Origin of the sequence: Azospira oryzae (assembly GCF_004217225.1) — a bacterium.
Lineage (GTDB): Bacteria > Pseudomonadota > Gammaproteobacteria > Burkholderiales > Rhodocyclaceae > Azospira > Azospira oryzae.
Window position 1 is genome coordinate 353,029 of the sequence record NZ_SHKM01000003.1, and the last position, 25,296, is coordinate 378,324.

Annotated in this window: 33 protein-coding genes; 6 read left to right on the forward strand and 27 right to left on the reverse strand. The window is 66.5% G+C overall.

Going from position 1 to position 25,296, the window contains the following annotated elements:
- Positions 1–149: 149 nt before the first annotated feature.
- Both EV678_RS15370 and EV678_RS15375 read right to left on the reverse strand, forming a co-directional pair.
- Positions 150–866, reverse strand: coding sequence for a fumarylacetoacetate hydrolase family protein (locus EV678_RS15370; protein ID WP_130460134.1), 717 nt, complete (start codon positions 864–866; stop codon positions 150–152).
- A 19-nt stretch (positions 867–885) separates the two neighbouring features.
- Positions 886–1,632: a Nif3-like dinuclear metal center hexameric protein gene (locus tag EV678_RS15375; RefSeq protein ID WP_130460135.1), complete on the reverse strand. Its 747-nt coding sequence runs from the start codon at positions 1,630–1,632 to the stop codon at positions 886–888.
- Between the two features lie 20 nt (positions 1,633–1,652).
- On the opposite strand from EV678_RS15375, the gene EV678_RS15380 reads away from it, so the two are divergent.
- Together EV678_RS15380 and EV678_RS15385 are read left to right on the forward strand one after the other, a co-directional pair.
- Entirely contained in the window at positions 1,653–2,807 is a 1,155-nt protein-coding gene (locus EV678_RS15380) for a Do family serine endopeptidase (RefSeq protein WP_130460136.1), read from the forward strand.
- A 23-nt stretch (positions 2,808–2,830) separates the two neighbouring features.
- On the forward strand, positions 2,831–3,655 hold the full coding sequence (locus EV678_RS15385) for a class II glutamine amidotransferase (RefSeq protein WP_130460137.1): 825 nt from the start codon (positions 2,831–2,833) through the stop codon (positions 3,653–3,655).
- Between the two features lie 69 nt (positions 3,656–3,724).
- Here the strand turns inward: EV678_RS15385 and tatC are convergent, their stop codons facing one another.
- From tatC to hisB, 10 genes are all read right to left on the reverse strand, one after another.
- Positions 3,725–4,600, reverse strand: a complete 876-nt coding sequence (tatC, locus tag EV678_RS15390; protein ID WP_130460138.1) for a twin-arginine translocase subunit TatC — start codon at positions 4,598–4,600, stop codon at positions 3,725–3,727.
- An 8-nt stretch (positions 4,601–4,608) separates the two neighbouring features.
- Positions 4,609–4,992: a Sec-independent protein translocase protein TatB gene (gene tatB / locus EV678_RS15395; RefSeq protein WP_014236519.1), complete on the reverse strand. Its 384-nt coding sequence runs from the start codon at positions 4,990–4,992 to the stop codon at positions 4,609–4,611.
- Positions 4,993–5,070: 78 nt separating this feature from the next.
- Entirely contained in the window at positions 5,071–5,295 is a 225-nt protein-coding gene (tatA, locus tag EV678_RS15400) for a Sec-independent protein translocase subunit TatA (RefSeq protein ID WP_014236518.1), read from the reverse strand.
- Between the two features lies 1 nt (position 5,296).
- Positions 5,297–5,656, reverse strand: coding sequence for a histidine triad nucleotide-binding protein (locus EV678_RS15405; RefSeq protein ID WP_014236517.1), 360 nt, complete (start codon positions 5,654–5,656; stop codon positions 5,297–5,299).
- A 39-nt stretch (positions 5,657–5,695) separates the two neighbouring features.
- On the reverse strand, positions 5,696–6,019 hold the full coding sequence (locus EV678_RS15410; RefSeq protein WP_014236516.1) for a phosphoribosyl-ATP diphosphatase: 324 nt from the start codon (positions 6,017–6,019) through the stop codon (positions 5,696–5,698).
- A complete protein-coding gene (gene hisI / locus EV678_RS15415) occupies positions 6,016–6,423 on the reverse strand; it encodes a phosphoribosyl-AMP cyclohydrolase (RefSeq protein WP_014236515.1) in 408 nt (135 codons plus the stop codon). The genes EV678_RS15410 and hisI overlap by 4 nt, the downstream gene beginning before the upstream one ends.
- Before the next feature lie 7 nt (positions 6,424–6,430).
- Positions 6,431–7,192 (reverse strand): imidazole glycerol phosphate synthase subunit HisF, encoded by a 762-nt coding sequence (gene hisF / locus EV678_RS15420; protein WP_130460139.1) that lies wholly within the window; start codon positions 7,190–7,192, stop codon positions 6,431–6,433.
- A complete protein-coding gene (gene hisA / locus EV678_RS15425) occupies positions 7,192–7,932 on the reverse strand; it encodes a 1-(5-phosphoribosyl)-5-[(5-phosphoribosylamino)methylideneamino]imidazole-4-carboxamide isomerase (RefSeq protein ID WP_014236513.1) in 741 nt (246 codons plus the stop codon). Before hisA ends, hisF begins: the two co-directional genes overlap by 1 nt.
- 48 nt (positions 7,933–7,980) lie before the next feature.
- A complete protein-coding gene (hisH, locus tag EV678_RS15430) occupies positions 7,981–8,619 on the reverse strand; it encodes an imidazole glycerol phosphate synthase subunit HisH (protein WP_130460140.1) in 639 nt (212 codons plus the stop codon).
- On the reverse strand, positions 8,619–9,206 hold the full coding sequence (gene hisB, locus EV678_RS15435; RefSeq protein WP_014236511.1) for an imidazoleglycerol-phosphate dehydratase HisB: 588 nt from the start codon (positions 9,204–9,206) through the stop codon (positions 8,619–8,621). Before hisB ends, hisH begins: the two co-directional genes overlap by 1 nt.
- A gap of 125 nt (positions 9,207–9,331) precedes the next feature.
- Here hisB and hisC point away from each other — a divergent pair, with 125 nt between their 5' ends.
- A complete protein-coding gene (gene hisC, locus EV678_RS15440; protein ID WP_130460196.1) occupies positions 9,332–10,408 on the forward strand; it encodes a histidinol-phosphate transaminase in 1,077 nt (358 codons plus the stop codon).
- Positions 10,409–10,560: 152 nt separating this feature from the next.
- Here hisC and EV678_RS15445 read toward each other — a convergent pair whose 3' ends face one another.
- The 4 genes from EV678_RS15445 to hisG are packed head-to-tail and all read right to left on the reverse strand — an operon-like array spanning position 10,561 to position 13,625.
- A complete protein-coding gene (locus EV678_RS15445; RefSeq protein ID WP_130460141.1) occupies positions 10,561–11,082 on the reverse strand; it encodes a chromate transporter in 522 nt (173 codons plus the stop codon).
- Positions 11,079–11,678 (reverse strand): chromate transporter, encoded by a 600-nt coding sequence (locus EV678_RS15450; protein ID WP_130460142.1) that lies wholly within the window; start codon positions 11,676–11,678, stop codon positions 11,079–11,081. Before EV678_RS15450 ends, EV678_RS15445 begins: the two co-directional genes overlap by 4 nt.
- The gene (hisD, locus tag EV678_RS15455; RefSeq protein WP_130460143.1) at positions 11,671–12,978 is read right to left on the reverse strand and encodes a histidinol dehydrogenase; all 1,308 of its coding nucleotides are present in this window, start codon (positions 12,976–12,978) and stop codon (positions 11,671–11,673) included. Before hisD ends, EV678_RS15450 begins: the two co-directional genes overlap by 8 nt.
- Positions 12,975–13,625 carry an ATP phosphoribosyltransferase gene (hisG, locus tag EV678_RS15460; protein ID WP_130460144.1) on the reverse strand — a complete coding sequence of 217 codons (651 nt, stop codon included), beginning with the start codon at positions 13,623–13,625 and terminating at the stop codon, positions 12,975–12,977. Before hisG ends, hisD begins: the two co-directional genes overlap by 4 nt.
- Before the next feature lie 122 nt (positions 13,626–13,747).
- Between hisG and EV678_RS15465 the strand changes: the two genes are divergently transcribed.
- Positions 13,748–14,635, forward strand: a complete 888-nt coding sequence (locus EV678_RS15465) for a cation diffusion facilitator family transporter (RefSeq protein WP_130460145.1) — start codon at positions 13,748–13,750, stop codon at positions 14,633–14,635.
- Positions 14,636–14,659: 24 nt separating this feature from the next.
- Here EV678_RS15465 and EV678_RS15470 read toward each other — a convergent pair whose 3' ends face one another.
- From EV678_RS15470 to EV678_RS15520, 11 genes are all read right to left on the reverse strand, one after another.
- Positions 14,660–14,929 (reverse strand): nitrogen fixation protein NifZ, encoded by a 270-nt coding sequence (locus tag EV678_RS15470; protein ID WP_014236504.1) that lies wholly within the window; start codon positions 14,927–14,929, stop codon positions 14,660–14,662.
- A 135-nt stretch (positions 14,930–15,064) separates the two neighbouring features.
- The gene (gene murA, locus EV678_RS15475) at positions 15,065–16,318 is read right to left on the reverse strand and encodes a UDP-N-acetylglucosamine 1-carboxyvinyltransferase (protein ID WP_014236503.1); all 1,254 of its coding nucleotides are present in this window, start codon (positions 16,316–16,318) and stop codon (positions 15,065–15,067) included.
- Entirely contained in the window at positions 16,311–16,556 is a 246-nt protein-coding gene (locus EV678_RS15480; RefSeq protein WP_014236502.1) for a BolA family protein, read from the reverse strand. Before EV678_RS15480 ends, murA begins: the two co-directional genes overlap by 8 nt.
- Before the next feature lie 3 nt (positions 16,557–16,559).
- Positions 16,560–17,315, reverse strand: coding sequence for an ABC transporter permease (locus EV678_RS15485; RefSeq protein WP_014236501.1), 756 nt, complete (start codon positions 17,313–17,315; stop codon positions 16,560–16,562).
- Entirely contained in the window at positions 17,312–18,235 is a 924-nt protein-coding gene (locus tag EV678_RS15490; RefSeq protein WP_130460146.1) for an ABC transporter ATP-binding protein, read from the reverse strand. The genes EV678_RS15485 and EV678_RS15490 overlap by 4 nt, the downstream gene beginning before the upstream one ends.
- Positions 18,236–18,254: 19 nt before the next feature.
- Positions 18,255–18,542, reverse strand: a complete 288-nt coding sequence (locus EV678_RS15495) for an STAS domain-containing protein (RefSeq protein ID WP_014236499.1) — start codon at positions 18,540–18,542, stop codon at positions 18,255–18,257.
- Positions 18,542–19,171 carry an MlaC/ttg2D family ABC transporter substrate-binding protein gene (locus EV678_RS15500; RefSeq protein ID WP_014236498.1) on the reverse strand — a complete coding sequence of 210 codons (630 nt, stop codon included), beginning with the start codon at positions 19,169–19,171 and terminating at the stop codon, positions 18,542–18,544. The genes EV678_RS15495 and EV678_RS15500 overlap by 1 nt, the downstream gene beginning before the upstream one ends.
- A 97-nt stretch (positions 19,172–19,268) precedes the next feature.
- Positions 19,269–19,958, reverse strand: coding sequence for an MlaA family lipoprotein (locus tag EV678_RS15505; RefSeq protein WP_083833936.1), 690 nt, complete (start codon positions 19,956–19,958; stop codon positions 19,269–19,271).
- A gap of 113 nt (positions 19,959–20,071) precedes the next feature.
- Positions 20,072–20,542 (reverse strand): outer membrane lipid asymmetry maintenance protein MlaD, encoded by a 471-nt coding sequence (gene mlaD, locus EV678_RS15510; protein ID WP_014236496.1) that lies wholly within the window; start codon positions 20,540–20,542, stop codon positions 20,072–20,074.
- A complete protein-coding gene (mlaE, locus tag EV678_RS15515; RefSeq protein WP_014236495.1) occupies positions 20,542–21,324 on the reverse strand; it encodes a lipid asymmetry maintenance ABC transporter permease subunit MlaE in 783 nt (260 codons plus the stop codon). The genes mlaD and mlaE overlap by 1 nt, the downstream gene beginning before the upstream one ends.
- The gene (locus tag EV678_RS15520; RefSeq protein ID WP_014236494.1) at positions 21,317–22,138 is read right to left on the reverse strand and encodes an ABC transporter ATP-binding protein; all 822 of its coding nucleotides are present in this window, start codon (positions 22,136–22,138) and stop codon (positions 21,317–21,319) included. The genes mlaE and EV678_RS15520 overlap by 8 nt, the downstream gene beginning before the upstream one ends.
- A 157-nt stretch (positions 22,139–22,295) precedes the next feature.
- Here EV678_RS15520 and EV678_RS15525 point away from each other — a divergent pair, with 157 nt between their 5' ends.
- Together EV678_RS15525 and EV678_RS15530 are read left to right on the forward strand one after the other, a co-directional pair.
- On the forward strand, positions 22,296–23,759 hold the full coding sequence (locus EV678_RS15525) for a sigma-54-dependent transcriptional regulator (protein WP_130460147.1): 1,464 nt from the start codon (positions 22,296–22,298) through the stop codon (positions 23,757–23,759).
- The gene (locus EV678_RS15530; RefSeq protein WP_130460148.1) at positions 23,749–25,194 is read left to right on the forward strand and encodes an AAA family ATPase; all 1,446 of its coding nucleotides are present in this window, start codon (positions 23,749–23,751) and stop codon (positions 25,192–25,194) included. The genes EV678_RS15525 and EV678_RS15530 overlap by 11 nt, the downstream gene beginning before the upstream one ends.
- Positions 25,195–25,296 lie beyond the last annotated feature (102 nt).

The following is a 25,296-nucleotide window of genomic DNA, read 5'->3' on the forward strand; positions in this document are numbered from 1 at the left end:
CTGTCGCCGGCTTCCGTAGAGGGTTACGGGTAGGGATACCCATTACGGAAGCCATATTACCATCGGCGTAGGGGGCGCCAAACCCCTTTAGGGACGCGGCTTCCAGCCCGGCGCCCAGGCTGGAGGGAAGCCCTTGCCGGAGGCCTGCCTCAGGCCAGGGTCACGGCCAGCCGGCCGACGCCCTCCACGCCGCCCACCAGGGTATCGCCCCGCACCACGGTGGAGACGCCCGCCGGGGTGCCGGTGAAGATCAGGTCGCCGGGGGCCAGGCGCAGGAAGGTGGAAAGATTGGCCACCACCTCCGCCACGTCCCAGCTCATCTGGGCCAGATCGCCCGATTGGCGCCGCTCGCCATTGACCTCCAGCCAGATGGCGCCACTGGCGGGGTGTCCGGCCTGGGCTGCCGGGACAATGGCGCCGATGGGGCCGGACTGGTCGAAGCCCTTGCCCATGTCCCACGGGTGGGCCTTTTCCTTGGCCTTCTGCTGCTGGTCGCGGCGGGTCAGGTCGAAGCCCACGGCATAGCCGAAGACGCCCTCCAGGGCCGCCTCCACCGGCACGTTGAGCCCCCGCTGACCCAGCTCGGCAATGCGGGGGCCGAGGGCCACCACCAGTTCCACCTCGTGCTGCAGGTTGTTGGTGGCGGGCGGATAGGCCACCGTGGCGGCGGTGCCGTCCGCCACCGGCACCAGGGCGTCGGCCGGCTTGCTGAAGAAGAACGGCGGCTCCCGGGTGTCGGCGCCCATTTCCCGGGCGTGGTCGGCGTAGTTGCGGCCGACGCAATAGACCCGGCGCACCGGGAAGCGGGCCTGGCTACCGGCAATGGCCAGGGCAACGACGGGTGGCGGAGTGAACAGGTAATCCATGGCGGCAGGCTTTCTCCGGTCAGACCGGGTTATCGATATCGATGAACTGGCAGTGCAGGCCGAAACGCTCGGCCAGGTGGGCCGCCAGGGCCCGGGCACCGCCCCGCTCGGTGGCATGGTGGCCGCAGGCCAGGTAGGGGACGCCGCATTCCCGGGCCAGATGGGTGTTCTGCTCGGAAATCTCGCCGGAAATATAGGCATCCAGCCCCAGGGCCACGGCCTGCTCGAAATAGCCCTGGGCGCCGCCGGAGCACCAGCCAAGACGACTCACCAGCTTGTCTTGCGGGCCCACCAGCTGCACCGGGCGCCCCAGCAGGGTGCCGGTTCGGGCCGCCAGTTCCCCGGCGCTGAGCGGCTCGGGCAGGCGGCCGTACCAGGCGATGTCCTGCTCGCCGAAGCGGCCTTCCGGCTGCCAGCCGCAGAGCCGGGCCAGCTGGGCGTTGTTGCCCAGTTCCGGATGGGCGTCCAGGGGCAGGTGGTAGGCGATGAGGTTGAGGTCGTGCTGCATGAGGGTGGCCATGCGCCGCTTGCGAAAGCCGGTGAGGCGCCCGTCCTCGTTCTTCCAGAACCAGCCGTGGTGCACCAGCACGGCATCGGCGCCCTGGGCCACGGCCGCATCGAGCAGGGCCTGGCTGGCGGTGACGCCGGCCAACAGACGGCCGATCTCGGCCTTGCCTTCCACTTGCAAACCGTTTGGGCAATAATCCCGAAACCGGCCCGCTTCCAGCAGTTCATCGAGATAGCGCGTCAATTCTTCACGTTTCATGGGTGCGACCTTTTTCCTTCATGCGTAAGACCTGGTTGATTTTTGCACAAACGGTAACGGTGAGTCTCGCCGTGCTGTTCGTCATCAGCACCCTCAAACCCGAATGGCTGGGCCATCGGGCCAGCGTGGTGGCCCTGCAGGAGGCCGCGCCGGCCGCTGGCGACGGCGGTGCCGGCCTCGGCGGTTTCCGCGAGGCGGTGCGCCGCTCCCTGCCCTCGGTGGTCTATATCTTCACCAGCAAGGAAGTGAAGAGCAGCCGCCATCCCCTCTTCGACGACCCGGTGTTCCGCCACTTCTTCGGCGACCGTTTCGACAACGAGCCCCAGCGCTCCTCCGGCCTGGGCTCCGGCGTCATCGTCAGCCCCGAAGGCTACATCCTCACCAACTACCACGTGGTGGAGGCCGCCGACGACATCGAGGTGGCGGTCAACGACGGGCGCAAGCTCAAGGCCAAGGTCATCGGCAGCGACCCCGAGACCGACCTGGCGGTGCTCAAGGTCAATGCGGACAAGTTGCCGGCCATCGTCTTCGGCCAGATGGACGGCATCCGGGTCGGCGACGTGGTGCTGGCCATCGGCAACCCCTTCGGCGTGGGTCAGACCGTGACCATGGGTATCGTCTCCGCCCTGGGCCGCTCCCACCTGGGCATCAACACCTTCGAGAATTTCATCCAGACCGACGCCGCCATCAACCCGGGCAACTCCGGCGGCGCCCTGGTGGACGCCCAGGGCAACCTGATCGGCATCAACACCGCCATCTACTCCCGCTCCGGCGGCTCCCTCGGCATCGGCTTTGCCATCCCCGTCTCCACCGCCAAGAGCATCATGGAGCAGATCATCCAGACCGGCACCGTGACCCGGGGCTGGATCGGCGTCGAGGCCCAGGAAATCACCGCCGAGCTGGCCGAGTCCTTCGGCCTGCCCGACGCCAGCGGCGCCCTCATCGCCGGCGTTCTGCGCGGCAGCCCGGCCGACGGCGCCGGTATCAAGCCCGGCGACATCCTGCTGGCGGTGGGCGGCAAGGAAGTGAAGGATCCCCAGGTGATGCTGGACCTCATCGCCGAACTCAAGCCCGGCGCCAGCGTGCCCTTCAAGCTGCGCCGCAACCAGAGCCTGCTGGAACCCCAGGTCAGGATCGGCAAGCGCCCGCCCATGCGGCGCGACCCCGACCAGTAAGCCCCGCCTCCCGGAGACGTCCCATGTGCCAGTTGCTCGGCATGAACTGCAATGTCCCCACGGACATCTGCTTTTCCTTCACCGGATTCCAGGCCCGGGGAGGCCTCACCGACGTCCATGCGGACGGCTGGGGCATCGCCTTCTTCGAGGGCAAGGGCACCCGGGTCTTCCTCGACCCGGAACCCTCGGCCCACTCCCCGGTGGCGGCCCTGGTGCGCCAGTATCCGATCCGCTCGCGCAACGTCATCGCCCACATCCGCAAGGCCACCCAGGGCGTGGTGGCCCTGGAGAACACCCATCCCTTCATGCGCGAACTGTGGGGCCGTTACTGGATCTTCGCCCACAACGGCAACCTGCTGGACTTCGCCCCGCCCCTGGACGGCAGCGTCATGCCCGTGGGCAACACGGACAGCGAGCGGGCCTTCTGCTGGCTGCTGACCGCCCTGCGCCGGCGCTTCGGCGACCAGGCGCCGCCCACCGCCGAACTCTTCGCCGCCCTCACCGAACTGAGCGTGGACCTGGGCAGCCGCGGCGAATGCAATTTCCTGCTCTCCAACGGCGACTGGCTGTTTGCCCACTGCTCCACCCAGCTCACCTACATCGTGCGCCGGGCCCCCTTCGCCAAGGCCCACCTGACGGACCAGGACGTGACCGTGGACTTCAGCGAGGTGACCACGCCCAACGACCGGGTGGCGGTGATCGCCACCCAGCCCCTGACCGACGACGAGGTATGGACGCCCCTGCCCCCGGGCAGCCTGTGGTGGTTCGAAGAGGGGGAAGTGCGGGCCTCGGCCCCCACCGTGCCCGGCCCGGGGGAGAAATGCCGTTACCACTGCGGCGGCGGCTGACCGGGCGGAGCGCAAAAGCAAAGGGCCCCGCGGGGCCCTTTTTCATTGCTGCCGGCACTAACTGCCGGCTCAGTCCTGCTTCCGTTCCGGCGCCTGGCTGTGGCCCAGGGCCTGGTCCATTTCGCCGGCGCTCATGGGCTGCCAGTCGGCAGCAGGAGCGGCCGCGGGGGCCGGATCGCTGGGCGCCGGCGCCGCCACCTCGGGCTGGGGCCGGCGGCCGATGAAGCTGGCCAGGATGATGCCCAGTTCGTAGAGCAGCCACAGGGGCACCGCCAGCATGATCTGGGAAAGCACGTCGGGCGGGGTGAACACGGCGCCGATGATGAAGGCACCGACAATGACGTAGGGCCGCCATTCCTTCAGCTTGGCGATATCCACCAGGCCGATGCGCACCAGGACGATGACGATCACCGGCACCTCGAAAGTGACGCCGAAGGCGACGAAGGTGGACAGGACGAAGGACAGGTACTTGTCGATGTCCGTCATCCAGGCCACCCCTTCCGGCGCCACCTTGGCCATGAAGCCGAATACCGTGGGGAACACCAGGAAATAGGCGAAGGCCATGCCGCTGAAGAAGAGCAGCACGGAGGCGAAGACCAGGGGCAGCACCAGCCGCTTCTCGTGGGAATAGAGGCCGGGGGCGACGAAGGCCCAGGCCTGGAACAGCACATAGGGCAGGGCGATGAGGAAGGCCACCATCAGGGTGATCTTCATCGGCACCAGGAACACGCCCACCACGTCGGTGGCGATCATCTGGCCGCCGGCCGGCAGGGAGGCCAGCAGGGGGTTGGCCAGCAGGGTGTAGAGTTCCCGGGACCAGGGGAAGAGGCAGACGAAGACCACCAGCACGGCCAGCAGGGCCCGGATCAGGCGGTCCCGCAGCTCCACCAGGTGGGAGAGGAAGGATTCTTCGGCGGCGCCGCTCTCTTGGCTGTCGAGACTCATGGGGGCAATCAGGCTTTCGGCGCCTCAGCCGGGGCGGCTGCGGCAGCTTCCGCGGCAGGCGCAGCGGCGGCGGGCGGTGGTACTTCCGCTGCCGCCACCGTTTCGGCCGGCGGCTGGATGGCGTTGTTGAGGGACTGCTCCGTGCTGGAGAGCCCCTGCTGGATGGAATTTTCGAAACTGCGGGCCGAATCCTGCACCTGGGTCTGCAGCTTCTTCAGTTCTTCCAGCTGCATTTCCCGGTTGATGTCGGACTTCACGTCATTCACGTAACGCTGCAGACGCCCAAGCAGATGGCCGGCCGTGCGCGCCACCTTGGGCAGGCGCTCGGGGCCGATGACGATCAGCGCCACCACGGCGATGACGATTAGCTCGGAAAAACCGATATCAAACATAGGTCAGGCAACCAGGAAAAAGGAAACCGGGGCCGGGGAGACAGACGATCTCCGCCAATCCCCGGCCGGAGGGACGGTTCAGGACTTGGTCTTTTCCTTGACCTCGCCCTCGATGGTCTGGCCGCCGGCGACCTGCTGGGGCGGCGTGGTGCCGCCTTCGGCGGTGCCTTCCTTGATGCCGTCCTTGAAGCCCTTCACCGCGCCGCCCAGGTCCTGGCCGATGTTGCGCAGTTTCTTGGTGCCGAAAACCAGCATGACGATCACCAGAACGATGAGCCAGTGCCAAATGCTAAAGCTACCCATATCAGTCTCCTTGAATTCGTTTCAGCATCGGCCCCACGGGAGCGTCGCCCCCGACGATGTGGGCGTGCAGGTGCGGTACTTCCTGCTGGCCGATGCGGCCGGTGTTGATGATGACGCGGAAGCCCTCGGGGCTGCCTTGATCGACCGCAATTTTGTTGGCCACCGCCAGCAGGCGCCCCAGCACCGGCGCATCGGCCTCGCTGGCATGGGCCAGGGATTCGATGTGGCGCTTGGGAATCACCAGCACATGGACCGGCCGCAAGGGATTGATGTCGTGGAAGGCGAACACGTGCTCGTCCTCGTACACCTTGCGCGAGGGAATCTCGCCGCGCACGATCTTGCAGAAAATGCAGTTGTCCATATCAGGTCCGGATGGCTTGAAAAATCGCGGGGAGCCGCATCATTTCGTGCGGGAAGCCTTTTCGTCAATCCCGGAAATACCCTCACGACGGCGCATTTCCTGGGACACGTCCTCGATGGACAGGCCGTAGAAGGCCAGCAGCACCAGGATGTGGTAGATGACGTCGGTGGATTCCCAGACGATGTTGAGGCGCTTGCCTTCCTTGCCGGCCATGATCAGCTCGGCGCATTCCTCGCCGATCTTCTTCAGGATGGAGTCCGGGCCCTTGGAAAAGAGCTGGGCGGTGTAGGAAGTCTCCGGGTCCGCGTTGCGGCGGGAAGCCAGGGTGTCGGAGAGGCGATGCAGGATGTCGTGAGTGCTCATTTTGCGTAAATTTCCTTCGGGTCTTTGAGAACCGGGTCGGCCGGAATCCAGCGATCGCCTTCCCGCCGGTAGAAGAAACAGCTTTCGCGGCCGGTGTGGCAGGCGATGCCGCCTTCCTGCTCGACGCTGAGCAGGACCACATCGCCGTCGCAGTCGGCGCGCATTTCCTTGACGTGCTGGAAGTGGCCCGATTCCTCGCCCTTGCGCCAGACCTTGTTGCGGGAGCGGCTCCAGTAGGTGGCGCGGCCGGTACGGGCGGTTTCTGCCAGGGTTTCCCGGTTGGCGTAGGCGAACATGATGACGCGGCCGCTGGCGGCGTCCTGGGCGATCACCGGAATGGTGCCGTCGGCGCCGAACTTGAGGGCGTCCAGCCAGGACAGGGAGGGATCGAGATCGTGGCTCATGGCTTGCCTAGAGGCGCACCTCGATGCCCCGGTCGCGCATGTATTCCTTGGCCTGGCGCACCGTGTATTCGCCGAAGTGAAAGATGGAGGCGGCCAGCACCGCATCGGCACCGCCCTGGGTGACGCCATCGGCCAGGTGCTGCAGGTTGCCGACGCCGCCGGAGGCGATCACGGGAATGGCCACCGCATCGGAGACCGCCCGGGTCAGGGCCAGGTCGAAGCCGTTCTTGGTGCCGTCCCGGTCCATGGAGGTGAGCAGGATCTCGCCGGCGCCCCGGGCCGCCACATCCTTGGCCCAGGTCACCACGTCGATGCCGGTGTTGTTGCGGCCGCCGTGGGTGAACACGCACCACTGGCCCGGCGCCGTCTGCTTGGCGTCGATGGCGACGACGATGCACTGGGAGCCCACCTTGGCCGAGGCGTCGGACACCAGGTCCGGATTCTGCACGGCGGCAGTGTTCATGGAGACCTTGTCGGCGCCGGCGTTGAGCAGGCGGCGCACGTCCTCCACCTTGCGCACGCCACCGCCCACCGTCAGGGGGATGAACACCTGGGAGGCGCAGGCCTCGATGATGTGCAGGATGATGTCGCGCTGATCGGAGCTGGCGGTGATGTCGAGGAAGGTGACTTCGTCGGCGCCCTGCTCGTCGTAGCGGCGGGCGATTTCCACCGGGTCACCGGCATCCCGCAGTTCGACGAAATTGGTGCCTTTGACGACGCGACCGGCGGTCACGTCCAGGCAGGGGATGATGCGTTTGGCCAGCGCCATTACTTGCCGGCCTTGTCTGCTGCTTCCTGGGCCGCCTTGAAGTCCAGGGAGCCGTCGTAGATGGCCCGGCCGGCGATGGTGCCGACCACGCCTTCGCCTTCCACTTCGCACAGCTTGCGGATGTCGTCCAGGTTGGAGAGGCCGCCGGAGGCGATGACGGGAATCTTCAGGGCCTGGGCCAGCTTCACCGTGGCTTCGATATTGATGCCGGAGAGCATGCCGTCGCGGCCGATGTCGGTGTAGATGATGGATTCGACACCGTAGTCCTCGTACTTCTTGGCCAGGTCGATGACGTCGTGGCCGGTCAGCTTGGACCAGCCGTCCACCGCCACCTTGCCGTCCTTGGCGTCCAGGCCGACGATGATGTGGCCGGGGAAGGCAACGCAGGCGTCATGCAGGAAACCAGGATTCTTCACCGCGGCGGTGCCGATGATGACGTAGGTGAGGCCGGCATCGAGGCAGCGCTCGATGGTGTCCAGGTCGCGAATGCCGCCGCCCAGTTGCACCGGGATCTCGTCGCCCACTTCCTTGAGGATGGCCTTGATGGCCCCCTGGTTCTTCGGCTGGCCGGCAAAGGCGCCGTTGAGGTCCACCAGGTGCAGGCGGCGGGCGCCCTGGTCCAGCCAGTGGCGGGCCTGCTCGGCGGGGGACTCGGAAAAGACGGTCGCCTCTTCCATCAGGCCTTGCTTGAGACGGACGCACTGGCCGTCCTTCAGGTCAATCGCGGGAATGATCAGCATGATCGCGAATACGTAGAGAGAGTAAGTCGGAGGGGATGCCGGCGGCCGTCAGGGCTGCCAGCGGATGAAATTGCGCAGCAGGGCGAGGCCGTCGCGGGCGCTCTTTTCCGGGTGGGACTGGATCGCAAAAATATTATCCCGGGCCACCGCACAGGTAAAGGGGATGCCGTAGTCGGCCGTGCCCGCCACCACGGCCGGGTCTTCCGGGGTCACGTAGTAGCTGTGTACAAAGTAGAACCGGGCACCGTCCTCGATGCCTTCCCACAGGGCATGGGGCCGGGTGTGGCGCACCTGGTTCCAGCCCATGTGGGGCACCTTGAGGCGGCTGCCGTCGGCGGTCACCATCTTGTCGGCGGGGAAACGGCGCACCTGGCCGGCGAAAACGCCCAGGCCGGGCACGCCGCCCTCTTCACTGTGCTCGAAGAGCATCTGCAGGCCGATGCAGATGCCGAGGAAGGGCTTGTCCTTGGCGGCCTGCAGCACGGCGGGGCGCAGGCCCCGGGCGTCCAGTTCGGCCATGCAGTCGGGCATGGCGCCCTGGCCGGGGAAGACCACCCGCTCGGCAGCGGCGACCACCGCCGGATCGGCGGTGACCACCACTTCCCTGCCTTCGGCCACGTGCTCCAGGGCCTGCCAGACGGAGCGCAGGTTGCCCATGCCGTAGTCGATGACGGCGATCTTGCCCATTACAGCGCCCCCTTGGTGGAGGGAATGACGCCGGCAGTGCGCGGGTCCGGGCTCACCGCCATGCGCAGGGCGCGGGCGAAGGCCTTGAACACGGTCTCGCACTGGTGGTGGGCGTTCTCACCGCGCAGGTTGTCCACGTGCAGGGTGATGAAGGCATGGTTCACCAGGCCCTGGAAGAATTCGTGCACCAGTTCCGTATCCAGGGTGCCGAGCATGGCCCGCTTGAAGTCCACATGGAACTCCAGGCCGGGGCGGCCGGAAAGGTCCACCACGACGCGGGACAGGGCTTCGTCCAGGGGCACATAGGCGTGGCCGTAGCGGGTCAGGCCCTTCTTGTCGCCCAGGGCCTGGGTGAGGGCCTGGCCGATGGCGATGCCGATGTCTTCCACCGTGTGGTGACCGTCGATGTGCAGGTCGCCCTTGGCCTCCACCTCCAGATCGATCAGGCCGTGGCGGGCGATCTGGTCCAGCATGTGGTCGAGGAAGGGAATGCCGGAATTGAGCTTGGCACAGCCGGTGCCGTCCAGATTGAGACGGACCGTGATCTGGGTTTCGAGGGTATTTCGGGAAACTTCGGCTTGCCGCATGGGAGCACCGTTGAATGGGTAAGTCGGAAACAGCGGCCATGATACCATTTCAGCCCTGCACCAGCCGTGGCGGTGTGCCCTTTCGCGCCGCCCGCCCCATCCACTTTTCCCTGATCCGTCCGGCCATGAGCAAATTCTGGAGCCCCCTGGTAAATCGCCTCACCCCCTACGTTCCCGGGGAGCAGCCCAAGCTGCCCAATCTGGTGAAGCTGAACACCAACGAAAACCCCTATCCGCCCTCCCCCAAGGCCGTGGCCGCCATGCAGGCGGAGATCGGCCATGACGGCGCCAGCCTGCGCCTCTACCCGGACCCCAGCGCCGACCGGCTGAAGGAGGCGGTGGCCGCCTTCTACGGCGAATTCGGCATCGGCGCCAGGCAGGTCTTCGTCGGCAACGGCTCCGACGAGGTGCTGGCCCACGTTTTCATGGCCCTGCTGCAACATGACGCCCCCCTGCTCTACCCGGACATCAGCTACAGCTTCTACCCGGTCTATGCCGGCCTCTACGGCATTAGCGCCGAAACCGTGGCCCTGGACGGGGATTACGGCATCGACCTTTCCGCCTACCGCCGCGCCAACGGCGGCATCATCTTCCCCAATCCCAACGCCCCCACCGGCCGCCTGCTGCCCCTTGGAGAGATCGAGGCCCTGCTGACGGCCAATACGGAATCGGTGGTGGTGGTGGATGAGGCCTACGTGGACTTCGGCGGCGACACGGCCATCGCCCTGGTGAACCGTTTCCCCAACCTGCTGGTGGTGCACACCCTGTCCAAGTCCCGCTCCCTGGCGGGCCTGCGGGTGGGCTACGCGGTGGGCCACCCGGACCTGATCGAGGCTCTGGAACGGGTCAAGAACAGCTTCAACTCCTACCCCCTGGACCGCATCGCCATCGCCGGCGCCGTGGCCGCCCTGGAGGACCGGGCCTGGTTCGACCGCACCCGCAATGCGGTGATCGCCAGCCGGGAACAGCTGGTGAGCGACCTCACCCTGCTCGGCTTCCAGGTCCTGCCCTCCGCCGCCAACTTCGTCTTCGCCCGCCACCCGGGCCGGGACGGCGCCGAGCTGGCCCAGGCCCTGCGCCAGCGCAGCATCATCGTGCGCCACTTCAAGGCCCCGCGCATCGACCAGTTCCTGCGCATCACCATCGGCACCGACGAGCAGTGCGGCGCCCTGGTGGCAGCCCTCAAGGAAATCCTCGGCTAAATTGCCGGCGCCCCCAAGACAAAGGCCCGTCCAGCTGGACGGGCCTTTTGTTTTCCCCCTGCCCTACGAGGCAGCAGGGACGCCACTCTCCGCCACGGCATGGCCGGAAGGCGCGCATATATTGCCTCTCCAGCCACCGCTCCCGGACCGCCTCACACCCAGCCCAGCAAGCCCGCCACACCGCCCAGGCCGATCAGCCACAGGGGGTGCCACTTGGTCTTGAGCAGGGCGGCGGCCGTCAAACCGGCCAGCAGCACCCCGCCCCAGCCGAAGCCGGCCGCCTGGCCGATGAGGAAGGCGGCGGCGAAGACCAGGCCCACCGCCAGGGGAGCCACCCCCAGCTGCACCGACTGCTGCCAGCGGGCACCGGCGAAGCGGTGCCAGTGCTGCATCAGCAGGTAGATCATGATGCCCGTGGGCAGCACCATGCCCAGGGAGGCGGCCAGGGCGCCGGGCACGCCCGCCACCTCCCAGCCGATCAGGCTCACCACCAGGCCATTGGGGCCGGGGGCGGCCTGGGCGATGGCGTAGAGATGGGTGAAGGTGGCATCGTCCAGCCAGTGCTTTTCCAGCACCACCACCCGGTGCATTTCCGGCAGCAGGGCCGAGGCGCCGCCGAAGGCGACGCAGAAGAGCAGGGCGAACTGGAAGAAGAGGTCGGCCAGCAGGCTCACGGCGCCCCCTTGCGTTTCAGGTGGGCGTAGGCGACGCCGGCGGCAAGCGCCAGCAAGGCCACCATGACGATGGGCATGGGCCAGCGCAGCAGGGCCACGGCGACGAACACCGCCAGGGTGAAAGGCAGGAACAGGCGCTTCACCTGCAAGGCCAGGCCCATGCGCAGGGCGGTGCCGAAGAGCAGGCCGCAGCCCACCGCCGCCACGCCCCGCAACAGGCCCTGGACCTGGGGCAGCTGGCCGTAGCGGTCATAGAGCAGGCCCAGCAGCAGGACGATGAGCAGGGGACCACCGAAGAGGCCGGTGACCGCGGCGATGGCGCCGCGGATGCCCTGGTAGCGGGAACCCACGGCGATGGAGAGGTTGGCCACATTGGGCCCGGGCAGGAACTGGCACAGGCCCAGGAGGGAATTGAATTCCTCCGCCGTCAGCCAGCGCCGCTCCTCCACCAGCATGCGCCGGGCAAAGGGCAGGACGCCGCCGAAACCGGAAATGCCGACGGAGGAAAAGCCGAGAAACAGCTGCCTGCACGTGACAGGGGCGGGAGAGTCGCCTCCCCCGCCCCCGGGCTGGTCCTGTGCGCCGGCCTCAGGCATCGAGGCGGTAGCGGGCCGACTGGGCGTGGGCCGGCAGGCCCTCCCCGTCCGCCAGGGTGGCGGCGATGCGGCCCAGGGTCTGGGCCCCGTCCTTCGACACCCGGATCAGGCTGGTGCGCTTCTGGAAGTCATAGACCCCCAGGGGCGAGGAAAAGCGGGCGCTGCCGGAGGTGGGCAGCACGTGGTTGGGGCCGGCGCAGTAGTCGCCCAGGGACTCGGAGGTGTAGGGGCCGATGAAGATGGCGCCGGCGTGGTGAATTTTTTCCACCCAGGCATCGGGCTCGGCCAGGGACAGTTCCAGGTGCTCCGGGGCCACCCGGTTGGCCATGGCCACGGCCTCTTCCAGATCCCGCACCAGGATCAGGGCGCCCCGGTTTTCCAGGGAGGTGCGGATCACGTCGCGGCGCGGCATGGTGGGCAGCAGCTTGTCGATGCTGGCCTGCACCTTCTCGATGTAGGCGGCGTCGGGGCAGATCAGGATGGACTGGGCCAGCTCGTCGTGTTCGGCCTGGGAGAAGAGGTCCATGGCCACCCAGTCCGGGTCCGTGGAGCCGTCGGCCAGCACCAGGATTTCCGAGGGGCCGGCCACCATGTCGATGCCGACGATGCCGAACACCCGGCGCTTGGCGCAGGCCACATAGGCGTTGCCCGGGCCGACGATCTTGTCCACCTGGGGCACGGTTTCGGTGCCGTAGGCCAGGGCGGCCACGGCCTGGGCGCCGCCGATGGTGAAGACGCGATCCACACCGGCCAGACAGGCAGCCGCCAGCACCAGGGCGTTGTGTTCGCCGCCGGGAGTGGGCACCACCATGATCAGTTCCTTGACGCCCGCCACCTTGGCCGGCAGGGCGTTCATCAGCACCGAGGAGGGATAGGCGGCCTTGCCGCCGGGCACGTAGAGGCCGACCCGGTCCAGGGGCGTCACCATCTGGCCGAGCATGGTGCCGTCGGCTTCGGTGTAGGTGAAGCCGGCACCCAGCTGGCGCTCGTGGTAGGTGCGGATGCGCTGGGCAGCCGCTTCCAGGGCGGCCCGGCGCTCGGCGGGAAGGCCGTCCAGGGCGGCCTGCAGCTCGGCCTTGGGCAGCTCCAGGGCGGCCATGCCGGCAACGGAGAGACGGTCGAAGCGGTTGGTGTATTCCACCACCGCGGCGTCGCCCCGGGCCTTGACGTCGGCCAGGATGCCGACCACGGTCTTTTCGATGTTCTCGTCCTGGGCGCCCTCGAAGGCCAGCAGTTCATCGAGGCGCTGCTGGAAATCGGCGTCGGCGCTGTTCAGGCGCTTGATGTTCACGCTGCTCATGCATTCTTCTCCACGGCCTGGGTAAAGGCGTCCAGGATGGGACCGAGGGTTTCCCGCTTAAGTTTCAGGGAAGCCTGGTTGACGATGAGACGGGAGGAGATGTCCATGATGTGTTCCACCTCCACCAGGTTGTTGGCCTTCAGGGTGCCGCCGGTGGACACCAGGTCCACGATGGCGTCCGACAGGCCGGCCAGGGGCGCCAGTTCCATGGAGCCGTAGAGCTTGATGAGGTCCACGTGCACGCCCTTGGCGGCAAAATGCTCCCGGGCAATCTTGGTGTACTTGGTGGCGATCTTCAAACGGGCGCCCTGGCGTACGGCATGCTCGTAGTCGAAGCCGGCGGGCACGGCCACGCTCATGCGGCACTTGGCGATCTTCAGGTCCAGGGGCTGGTACAGGCCGGCACCGCCGTGCTCGATCAGCACGTCCTTGCCGACCACGCCGAGGTCGGCAGCGCCATGCTGGACATAGGTCGGCGCATCGGTGGCGCGGACGATCACCACCCGCACGTCGGGGCGGTTGGTGCCGATGATCAGCTTGCGGGAGGTTTCGGGATTTTCGGCGGGCACGATGCCGGCCGCCGCCAGCAGGGGCAGGGTTTCTTCGAAGATGCGGCCCTTGGAGAGGGCGATGGTAATGCCGTTCACGGCGTTTTCCCGGGGCAAAAGAAGGCATTTTACCGTATCGCCGCCCCGCCTTGGACCATGCTTCTTGGGCCGCGGCCGGGCTTATGGTAAAAGCATGACCTTCCCCCGCCTCCGGACTGCCCATGAGCGCCATCATCTACGCCCTTTCCGCCAACGCCGGCATCGCCGCCTCCAAGGCCGTGGCAGCCGCCTACACCGGCTCCTCCGCCATGCTGGCCGAAGCCGTGCACTCCGCCGCCGACTGCGCCAACCAGCTGCTGTTGCTGCTGGGCATCAGGCAGGCCAGGCGGCAGCCGACGCCGGACCACCCTTTGGGCTTCGGCAAAGCCACCTACTTCTGGTCCTTCATGGTGGCCATCATGCTCTTCTCCCTGGGCGGCGCCTTTTCCATCTACGAGGGCGTGCACAAGCTGTCCCACCCGGAGCCCCTGGCAAATCCCTGGGTCGCCATCATCGTCCTGGGCGTCGGCGTGCTGCTGGAAGCTTGGTCCCTGCGCGGCTGCATCCACGAAATCCGCGAGAAGGCGGGCGACATGCCGCTATGGCGCTATTTCCGCGACAGCCGGGAGTCGGAGCTGATCGTGGTCATGGGCGAGGACATCGCCGCCCTGGCCGGTCTGACCCTGGCCCTGGGCGCCATCCTGCTTTCCCTGGCCACCGGCAATCCGGCTTTCGACGCCTGGGGCAGCATCGCCGTCGGCGCCCTGCTGGTGGTGGTGGCCATCGGCGTCGGCCTGGAGGTGAAGGCCCTGCTCATCGGCCAGAGCGCCGAGCCCGCCGCCCATGCGGCCATGGAGCAGTGGCTGCGGCAACGCCCGGAGGTGGAAACCCTCTACAACCTGATCTCCTTCCAGATGGGCAGCTACCTCTTCGTCGCGGTGAAGGCCCGCATGGCCGAACAGCAGAGTGCCAGCGGCCTCATCGACCAGATCAATGCGGTGCAGGACGCCCTCAAGGCATCCTTCCCGGATGTGCGCTGGGTCTTCTTCGAACCGGACGACAAGGGCTAGGGCCGCGCCCCACCCTCCGCAGGCTCAGGCCAGGGCCGCGGCTTCGGCCTCGTCCTGGGTCAGTTCCTCGGGCAGGCAGCCGACGGGCGGACCGAGCACCCCGTCCGTGCCTTCGAAGCGCACCAGGATGATTTCCTGGCGCATGTCGGCCGCGGCGGCGCCGATCTGCACCACCACGCCGCGGCTTCCCGGCCGGGCGAAGACCGCATCTTCCGGCTGCTCGGGCACGCCGCCGTCGTTCTGGATGGTTTCCCGGGCGAAAATCACGTCGCCGATATTGAGGTAGTTGGGCATGGGCTTTCTCCATTGAGGACAGCCCCATCCAGCAATCTTGATGCCTGACCGAAATCCCTTGTTTTTCATGCAGTTAAAAAAAAGCCCCGTTGTCGCATGCACGACAACGGGGCTTTTTTGTCGGGGAACGGCGGTTCAGCGCACCCGGCGCACGCTGGCTCCCAGCTTGGATAGCTTCTCCTCGATGCGCTCGTAGCCCCGGTCCAGGTGGTAGATGCGCTCGATCAGGGTCTCGCCCTTGGCCACCAGGGCGGCGATGACCAGGGAGGCGGAGGCCCGCAGGTCGGTGGCCATCACCGTGGCCCCTTCCAGCTGGGGCACGCCCTTGACCACCGCGGTGTTGCCGTTGATGTCGATGGCGGCCCCCAGGCGGGCCAATTCCACCGCATGCATGAAGCGGTTCTCGAAAATGGTCTCGCGGATGGTGGCGGCGCCGTCGGCCACGGTGTTGAGGGCCATGAACTGGGCCTGCATGTCCGTGGGGAAGGCGGGATAGGGGGCGGTGCGGATGCTGACGGCCTTGAGGCGGGCCGGGGCCTTGAGGCTGATGGCGTCGCGCTCGGTCTGGATGTCGCAGCCGGCGTCCATGAGCTTGTCGATGACCGCATCCAGATAGGCGGAGGAGGTGCGGGTCAGGCGCACCTCGCCGCCGGTGGCGGCGGCGGCACAGAGGTAGGTACCTGTCTCGATGCGGTCCGGCATGATGCGGTGGGTGGCACCGTGGAGCTTGTCCACGCCCTGGATGCGGATGACGTCGCTGCCGGCGCCGGAGATGCGGGCGCCCATGGAGATGAGGCAGTTGGCCAGATCCACCACTTCCGGTTCCCGGGCGGCGTTCTCGATGACGGTTTCGCCCTCGGCCAGCACGGCGGCCATCATCAGGTTCTCGGTGCCGGTGACGGTGACCATGTCGGTGCAGATGCGGGCGCCCTTGAGGCGGCTGGCCTTGGCATGGATGTAGCCGTGCTCCACCTTGACCTCGGCCCCCATGGCCTGCAGGCCCTTGATGTGCTGGTCCACCGGCCGGGCACCGATGGCACAGCCGCCGGGCAGGGACACCTTGGCCTCGCCGCAGCGGGCCACCAGGGGGCCCAGCACCAGCACGGAGGCGCGCATGGTCTTGACCAGGTCGTAGGGAGCCACCGGGTTGTTGAGGCCCTTGGCGTCCAGGACCACGCCGTCGGCGCCGTCCAGTGTCACTTCCAGGCCCATCTGGCCGAGCAGGCCGAGCATGGTGGAGACGTCGTTGAGGTGGGGCAGGCTGGACAGGCGCAGGGGCTCGGCCGACAGCAGGGAGGCGCAGAGGATGGGCAGGGCCGCATTCTTGGCACCGGAAATGGCCACTTCGCCGCGCAGGGGCGTGCCGCCCTGGATGAGGAGCTTATCCACGCTGGGCCTCCCATTCTTCCGGGGTGAAGGTCTTGAAGGAGAGGGCGTGGATTTCGCCGCTGTCCAGCCGGTCCTTGATGGTCTGGTAAACCCGTTGCTGGCGCTGCACCCGGCTCTTGCCGGCGAACTCGGCGCTGACGATCACCGCTTCAAAGTGATGGCCGTCCCCGTCGATCCGGATGTGGTCGCAGGGCAATCCCTCCTGGATGTAGGTTTGGATGTCTTCGGGTCTTACCATGGGTCAGGCTCTCAATTTGTAGCCCCGCTTGAGCAGGGCCAGGGTCAGCGCGGTGAGCGCGGCAAAGCAGACGGACACCACCAGCAGGCTTTGTTGCGGAGCGGCGTCGGAAACGCCGAAGAAGCCGTAGCGGAAACCGTCGATCATATAGAACACGGGATTGAAATGGGACACCTGCTGCCAGAAGGGCGGCAGGCTGTGAATGGAGTAGAAGACGCCGGAGAGCATGGTCAGCGGCATGATCAGGAAGTTCTGGAAGGCCGCCAGCTGGTCGAACTTGTCGGCCCAGATGCCGGCGATCATGCCCAGGGCCCCCAGCATGGCGCCGCCGAGCACGGCAAAGGCCAGGGCCCACAGGGGATGGGCCAGTTGCAGGGGGGCGAAGGCCAGCGTCATCAGCAGCACCCCCAGCCCCACCACCACGCCCCGGGCCAAGGCCGCCAGGACGTAGGCGAGGAAAAACTCGCCGTAGGCGATGGGCGGCAGCAGCACGAACACCACGCTGCCGGTGACCTTGGATTGGATCAGGGACGAGGAGGAATTGGCGAAGGCGTTCTGCAGCACCGACATCATCACCAGCCCGGGCACCAGGAAAGCGGTGTAGGTGACGCCGTGGATACGGGTGTTTTCATCCAGCACGTGGGCGAAGATGAGCAGGTACAACAGGGCCGTCAGCACCGGTGCCGCCACGGTCTGGAAACCGACCTTCCAGAAACGCAGCACTTCCTTGTAGAACAGGGTACGAAAGCCCAGCATCATGGCTGCACCGCCTCCCGGCTGACTTCGCCGCGCATCAGGCGAACGAAGACTTCTTCCAGGTCCGGCTCGTCCAGCTTCAGGTCGGCGACGCCGCAACCTGCCTGGCGCAGGTCGGCCAGCACCTGTTCCAGTTCGGCAAAGCCCGCCAGACGGAGGCGGCAGACGGCCCCCTCCCGGGACAGCAGGCGCGGCACCAGGGCTGCGGGCAGGCCCCCCTGGCCCAGGCGCAGGGTCAGGGTGTGGCCGGAAAACTGGCGCAACAGGCTGGCCGTCTCATCCAGAGCCACCAGCTGTCCCTGCTTGAGCATGCCGATGCGGCCGCACAGGGTTTCCGCCTCTTCCAGGTAATGGGTGGTGAGGATGATGGTGTGGCCCTCGCCGTTGAGGCGGCGGATGAATTCCCACAGCCCCTGGCGCAGTTCCACATCGACGCCGGCCGTGGGCTCGTCGAGGACGATCACCGGCGGCCTGTGCACCAGGGCCTGGGCCACCAGCACGCGCCGCTTCATGCCGCCGGAGAGACGGCGCATGTTGGTATCGGCCTTGGCGGTGAGGTCCAGGTTTTCCAGAATCTCGTCGATCCAGGCATCGTTGTTGCGGATGCCGAAATAGCCGGACTGGATGCGCAGGGTTTCGCGCACGGAAAAGAAGGGGTCGAAGACCAGCTCCTGGGGCACCACGCCCAGCAGGCGCCGGGCCTCCCGATAGTCGGCCACCACGTCGCGACCGAGCACCCGGACGCTGCCGGCATCGGGCCGGGCCAGGCCGGCAAGGCAGGAAATCAGCGTGGTCTTGCCGGCGCCGTTGGGCCCCAGAAGGCCGAAGAACTCGCCCTCGGCGATTTCCAGGGAGACTCCGGCCAGGGCCTGCAGGGAGCCGAAGCGCTTGGCGACACGATCGAAGTGGACAGCAGTGCCCATGGGATTCCGGGCGACAGGCTCAGGCCAGGGGCAGGAGGTCGGAAATACCGTACAGCTCCGCTAGGCTCAACAGGCCGGCGGGAGGCGCAACGATATCCAGCTGACGGCCCTGGGTCTGGGCACGGCGCAGCCAGGCGAAGAGCAGGGTCAGAGCCGAGGAATCGGCCTCGGTCACGGCGGACAGATCGACCCGGGTTAGCCCGGGCGTGGCGGCCAGGGCATCCTGGCCCTGGGCCAGGAGTTCCCGTGCATTGGCAATCACCATGGGGGCAGTCACCCTCAGGGTGGAACCTTCAATGGAGATCATCACTTCTTACCGGCGGCAGCGGCTTCCAGGCCCTTATTCTTGGCAGCCAGGGTGCTGATCAGGCCATCGACGCCATTGGCGCGGATTTCCTGGGTGAAGGATTCACGGTAGTTGGTCACCAGGGAAACGCCGGCCACCACCACGTCATAGACCTTCCAGCCGTCGGCCTGCTTGTCCAGGGCGTAGTCCAGGCCGATATGCTTGCCGTTGGTCTGGTGCACCAGGGTGCGCACGGTCACGTCGGTTTCGCCGGCCTGCATCTTGAAGGGCTTGTACTCGACGGTCTGATCCTTGTAGGCGGTCAGGGCGTTGGAATAGGTACGCACCAGCAGGATGCGGAATTCATTGGTCAGCCGGGTCTTCTGCTCGGCGCTGGTCTTGGACCACTCGCGGCCCAGGGCCAGGGCGGTCATGCGGGTGAAGTTGAAGTGAGGCAGCACCTTGGTTTCCACTAGGTCGATGGCCTTCTTGGTGTTGCCGTTCTGCAGGTCCTTATCGGCGCGGACCACGGCCAGCACCTCATCGGTCACTTTCTTGACCAGCACATCGGGGGCCATGTCGTCGGCGAAAACGGGAGCCGACAGGAGACCGAAGCTGAGAATGGTGAAAAGGACACGAATGGCTTTCATGGCGCAATCTCTCTAATTGGGAAGCGGATTTTAACTTAGGGGGGAGCACAAAGACATACCCCGCCTGGCGGCGGGGTATGGTCAGGAGGGGGAAGACTCAGTCCTCAAGCTTTTCCCGGGGCGGGTTGCCGTCGTAAACCAGGCTCTTGCGGCGCTGCAGGTAGGCATCGCGCATATAGGTGTACTTGTCCAGGGCGGCATCGTCGATGACCTTCTCCGCCGGCAGCAGGGAAGCGCGGGTATCCACCAGGCGCAGCACGGCTAGGCTGTTGCGGGTCGGCACGTGATCCACGTTCCACACCGGATCAACAGCCACATCCACCACGTAACCGGCGGTATCACGCACGGTGCGGGAGCCGATGAACGGCCACACCACGTAGGCGCCTTCGCCCACACCCCAGCGGCCGAAGGTCTGGCCGAAGTCCTCGTCGTGCTTTTCCAGGCCGGCGGGCGTGGCCACATCGAACACGCCCAGGACGCCGATGGTGGTATTCAGCAGGAAGCGGCCGGCATCGGAGGCGGCGTCGGCGGGCTTGCCCTGCAGCAGGTTGTTCACGGCGATGAAGACGTCGGCGATGTTGCCGAAGAAGTTGCCGACCCCGGTCTGCACCGGCTGGGGCAGGACGTAGTCGTAACCCTGGGCCACCGGCTTGATGATGGCCTTGTCCAGGCCGTCATTGAAGGAGAACATGGCCCGGTTGAAACCTTCCAGGGGATCCTTGGGGTTGTTGGCGGTGCTGGCACAGCCGGAGAGTCCGGCCAGCAAAGCCGTGGCTAGCGCGAACATACCGAAACGCTTGGCTACCTTTTTATCCACTTTTGTCCCTCGAAATATCGATAGTTAGTTATTTGTGCGTCGCGCCAAGCATGCCAGAGGAATGAAGCCATGGCAAAACCGGCTTACTTCTTGTCCTGTCCTTCGGATGCCTTGTTGAACAGGAACTGGCTGATCAGTTTCTCCAGCACCACCGCCGACTGGGTCTTGGAGATGGAGTCGCCGGGGGAGAGCATTTTCTCGTCCCCGCCCACATCCAGCCCGATGTACTGCTCACCAAGCAGGCCGGAAGTCAGGATCGAAGCAAAAGTATCCTTCGGAAACTTGAAACGGGTATCCACCGTCATGGTCACCACGGCTTCGTAGGTCTGGGGATCGAAATGGATTTCCGAAACCCGACCCACCACCACGCCGGCACTTTTCACCGGACCGCGGACCTTCAGGCCCCCGATATTATCAAACTTGGCCTGCAGGACGTAGGTCTCGGCAAAGTTGGAACCGGACAGATTCCCCACTTTTAGTGCCAAAAACAACAGTGACAGGAAACCAATAGCGACAAAAACACCGACCCACAGGTCGAGCACCTTACGATTCATCAAGCCCCCCGGAACATAAACGAGGTGAGAACAACATCCAGCGCCAGGATAACCAGGGCCGACGTCACCACAGTGCGCGTGATCGCGCGAGAAACCCCCTCGGCGGTCGGCGCCGAGTCATAGCCTTCAAATACGGAAATCCACGACACGGCGGCACCGAACACCACGCTCTTGATGACGCCGTTGAGGATGTCTTCGCGGAAATCGACGGAAGCCTGCATCTGGGACCAGAAGGCGCCGTCATCGACGCCGATCAGCACCACGCCGACCAGCCAGCCGCCGAACACCCCCATGGCCGAGAACAGGGCCGCCAGGAAGGGCATGGAAATGACACCACCCCAGAAACGGGGCGCCACCACCCGGGCCAGGGGATTGACAGCCATCATGTCCATGGCCTTCAACTGCTCGGTGGCCTTCATCAGGCCGATTTCCGCCGTGATGGAGGAACCGGCCCGGGAGGCGAACAGCAGGGCCGCCACCACGGGGCCCAGCTCCCGCACCAGGGACAGGGCCACCAGGATGCCCAGGGCCTCGGAGGAACCGAAGCGCTGCAGTGTTTCATAGCCCTGCAGCCCCAGCACCATGCCGACGAAGAGGCCGGAAACGGTGATGATGAGCAGGGACAGCACGCCGCTGAAATAGACTTCCCGGACCGTCAGGTTGGGCCGGGTCAGGCACTGGCCGGAATAACGCAGGACGGCCCAGAAGAAGCGGCTGGCAAAACCCAGCTGCCAGATACGATCCACCAGGCTGGCGCCCAGCCGACGCAACAAATCAGCCACGCACACCTCCCAGCAGGGAATCGGCCACGGACACCGCCGGGTAATGGAAAGGCACCGGGCCGTCGGCCTCGGCATGAACAAACTGATGCACGAAGGGGTCCCGGGAGGCCCGGATCTCGTCCGGCGTGCCCTGGGCCACGACCCGTCCGGCAGACATGAAGTAGATGTAGTCGACGATCTGCAGGGACTCCTGGATATCGTGGGTGACCATGATGGAGGTCGCTCCCAGGGCATCGTTGAGCTTGCGGATCAGCTGGCCGATGACACCCAGGGAAATGGGGTCGAGGCCGGTGAAGGGCTCGTCGTACATGATCAGCATGGGGTCCAGGGCCACCGCCCGGGCCAGGGCCACCCGGCGGGCCATGCCGCCGGAAAGCTCGTTCGGCATCAGCCCGGCGGCGCCGCGCAGGCCGACGGCCTGCAGTTTCAGCAGCACCATGTCGCGGATCAGCTCTTCCGGCAGGTCGGTATGTTCCCGCATCTGGAAAGCCACGTTGTCGAACACGGACATGTCGGTGAACAGGGCGCCGAACTGGAACAGCATGCCCATGCGGCGGCGCAGGGCATAGAGTTCCCGGGTATTCATGCGGTGCACCGCATGGCCGGCCACCTTGACCTCGCCCGCACTGGGACGCAGCTGGCCGCCGATCAGGCGCAACAGGGTGGTTTTGCCGCAGCCGCTGCCGCCCATGATGGCCACCACCTTGCCCTTGTGGAAGCTCATGTCGATGCCTTCCAGCACCTTGCGGGGGCCGGAATCGGTATCGTAGGCGAAGTTGAGGCCGCGTATTTCGACCAGACTCTCGGTCGGCACGGAAAATCCTTGCTGAAAAAACCAAAGGGGGCGATTTTAGCAGATAGGCCCTGGGGCTCCGTGAAAAATTCCAGCGAAACTCCCGGGGAAGTGGCGTATTTTGGCCACATAAAGCGCTGCAAGCCCCCTTGCTGCCACCAATTTCGAGCGAACGAAAATGCCCGATAAAAGCGCCTTCCCCGCGGCATCGTCACGCCCCCTGCTGCTGATCGTGGACGACGACCCCCTGATCAGCGACACGCTGGCCTATTCCCTGGCGTCCTCGTTCGAAGTCCTCACCAGCCCCTCCCGCAGCCACTGTGCCAGCCTGCTGCGCCAACTGCGCCAGCCACCCGATCTGGCCCTGGTGGACCTGGGACTGCCTCCCCTGCCCCACCAGCCGGACGAAGGCTTTGCCCTCATCGGCGAACTGCTGGCCCAGTCGCCGGCCATGCGCATCCTTGTGCTTTCCGGCCAGGACGGGGAAGCTCACGGCCGCCACGCCCGCACCCTGGGAGCGGTGGACTTCATCGCCAAGCCGGCCGACCCCGCCCTCCTGCGCCAGGCCCTGCTGAACAGCCTCACTTTCCGCGAGGCGGCCCCGGCCGACTCGCCCCTCCTGGGCCACAGCGAACCCATGGAGAAGCTGCGGGCCCAGATCCACCACTACGCCGACTCCCCGTTTCCGGTGCTGATCGAAGGCGAATCGGGCAGCGGCAAGGAAATCGTCGCCCATCAGCTGCACCTGGCCACCGGCCGCCGCGACAAGCCCTACCTGGCCCTCAACTGTGCCGCCATCTCGCCCACCCTGCTGGAGCCCACCCTGTTTGGCCACGCCAAGGGTGCCTTCACCGGGGCCGCCGGCGCCCGCAGCGGCTATTTCGAGGACGCGGCGGACGGCACCCTGTTTCTCGACGAAATCGGCGAATTGCCCCTGGAGCTGCAGCCCAAGCTGCTGCGGGTCCTGGAAAACGGCGAGTTCCAGCGGGTCGGCGAAACCCAGAGCCGCCGCAGCAACGCCCGCATAGTCGCCGCCACCAACCGGGACCTCAAAAGGGAGGTGCGCGAGGGACGCTTCCGGGCCGACCTCTATCACCGCCTCTCCGTATTCAGCATCCTGGTCCCGCCCCTGCGGGAAATGGGCCGGGACCGGCAGGAACTCCTGGAGCACTTCCGCCAGCGCTATGCCCAGCAGAGCCACCTCCCGCCTTTCCAGTTGGACGAGCCGGCCCGGGCCCTGTGGGATGGCTATGCCTTCCCCGGCAATGTGCGGGAGCTGCGCAACATCGTCATCCGCCTCACCGCCAAATACCCGGGCCAAACGGTGACGGCTGAACAGCTGGCCGGCGAACTGGACCTGCCCCAGCCCGATACTGGTCCCCGCCACGACCAGCCCGTGACACCCGACATCCGGGCCGCCCGGGAGCACCTGCAGCAGGCCCCGGCCGGTTTCGACCTGGACCAGCACCTGGCCCGCTGGGAAAAAGCCTATGTGGAGGCCGCCCTGCAGATCACCCAGGGCAACCTGAGCCAGGCAGCCCGCCTGCTCGGCATCAACCGCACCACCCTGCACGCCCGCCGGGACAGCCTGGAGCGCCTGCCCAGCCAGGACCAAGGAAACGAGGACCGCCATGTACCTTGAACACTACGGCCTGCGGGAGGCTCCGTTCCGCATCACCCCGCACACCGACTTCTTCTTTGCCGGCGGCAACCGGGGCGCCACCCTGGAAGCCCTGATCTACGCCATCAGCAACGACGAGGGCATCGTCAAGGTGACGGGCGAGGTGGGCAGCGGCAAGACCATGCTGTGCCGCATGCTGCTGGAAAAGCTGCCGGCCACGGTGGAGACGGTCTACCTGGCCAACCCCTCCTATTCCCGGGACGAGATTCTCCATGCCCTGGCCGCCGAGCTGCAGCTGGAGCTGCCCGAAGGACGCCCCTCCCTGCTGCTCAAGGCCTTGCAGGAACGCCTGCTGCAAAGCTATGCCGCCGGACGCCGGGTGGTGGTGCTGATCGACGAGGCCCATGCCATGCCGGGGGAAACCCTGGAGGAAATCCGCCTCCTCTCCAACCTGGAATCATCCCGCCACAAGCTCCTGCAGATAGTCCTCTTCGGCCAGCCGGAGCTGGACGAGCGCCTGGCCCAGCCGGACCTGCGCCAGCTGAAGGAACGCATCACCCACAACTTCGGCCTGGAGCCCCTGCGCCGCACCGACATCGGCCCCTACCTGATGTTCCGCCTGCGGGCAGCGGGCTACCACGGGCCCGACATCTTCAGCCCGCGGGCCCTGCAGGACATCGATGCGGCTTCGGAAGGCCTCACCCGGCGCATCAACATCCTGGCCGACAAGGCCATGCTGGCCGCCTTTGCCGCCAACACCCACCTGGTGGACCAGCCCCAGGTCCAGGCCGCGGTGAAGGACGCCCAGTTCGCCCCCCTGCCGGCCGCCAGCAAGGCAAGTCCCCTGCGCCCCATGCTGCTGGCCCTGCCCCTGGGCCTCGCCCTCACCCTCGGCGCCTACTGGGCCGGACGGCAAAGCGTCGCCGCCGACGCGGCGCCGCCCGCGGCTGCCGCCGCACCCACCGCCCAGACACCCGCCACCGCGCCATCAGCGGCCGCCCCGGAAGCTGTCACAGCCCCCGAGGCAACGCCGGCGCCCCAGGAGCCAGCGGCAACCCCGGGGGCCGAATCCGCACCGGCGGAAACGCCGGCGGCCACCTCCGCCGCCCCGCTCCCCGCCGACCTGCCGCCAAATACCGGCCGCCTCACCCGGCAAGCCCTGGCGGCGCACCAGGCCTGGCTGCCCCAGGCCGACGACCGCCACTATGTGCTTCAACTGCTGGCAGTGAGGGGTTCCGCCACCCGGGAAGTGGAAGCCTTCCTGGCCCAGGCCGCCCGCGACCTGCCCCCCGGGACGCTGCGCGCCTACTACCGGACGGCGGCGGAGGGACCGCGCTGGGGCGTGACCTACGGCGATTTTCCGGACCGCAATAGCGCCGTGACGGCCCTGGCCGCCCTTCCCGAAGCCATCCGCAACACCCGCCCTTACCCGCGGCAGGTGCAGCGGCTACGTTAAAAAAAGGGAAAACAGGCGAAAAAGTGTGAGGAAAGCCCAATTTCCACCAAAAAAAACATGCTAGAGTGAATCGAAGCTTCAAAAATAATCAACGTTAAAACA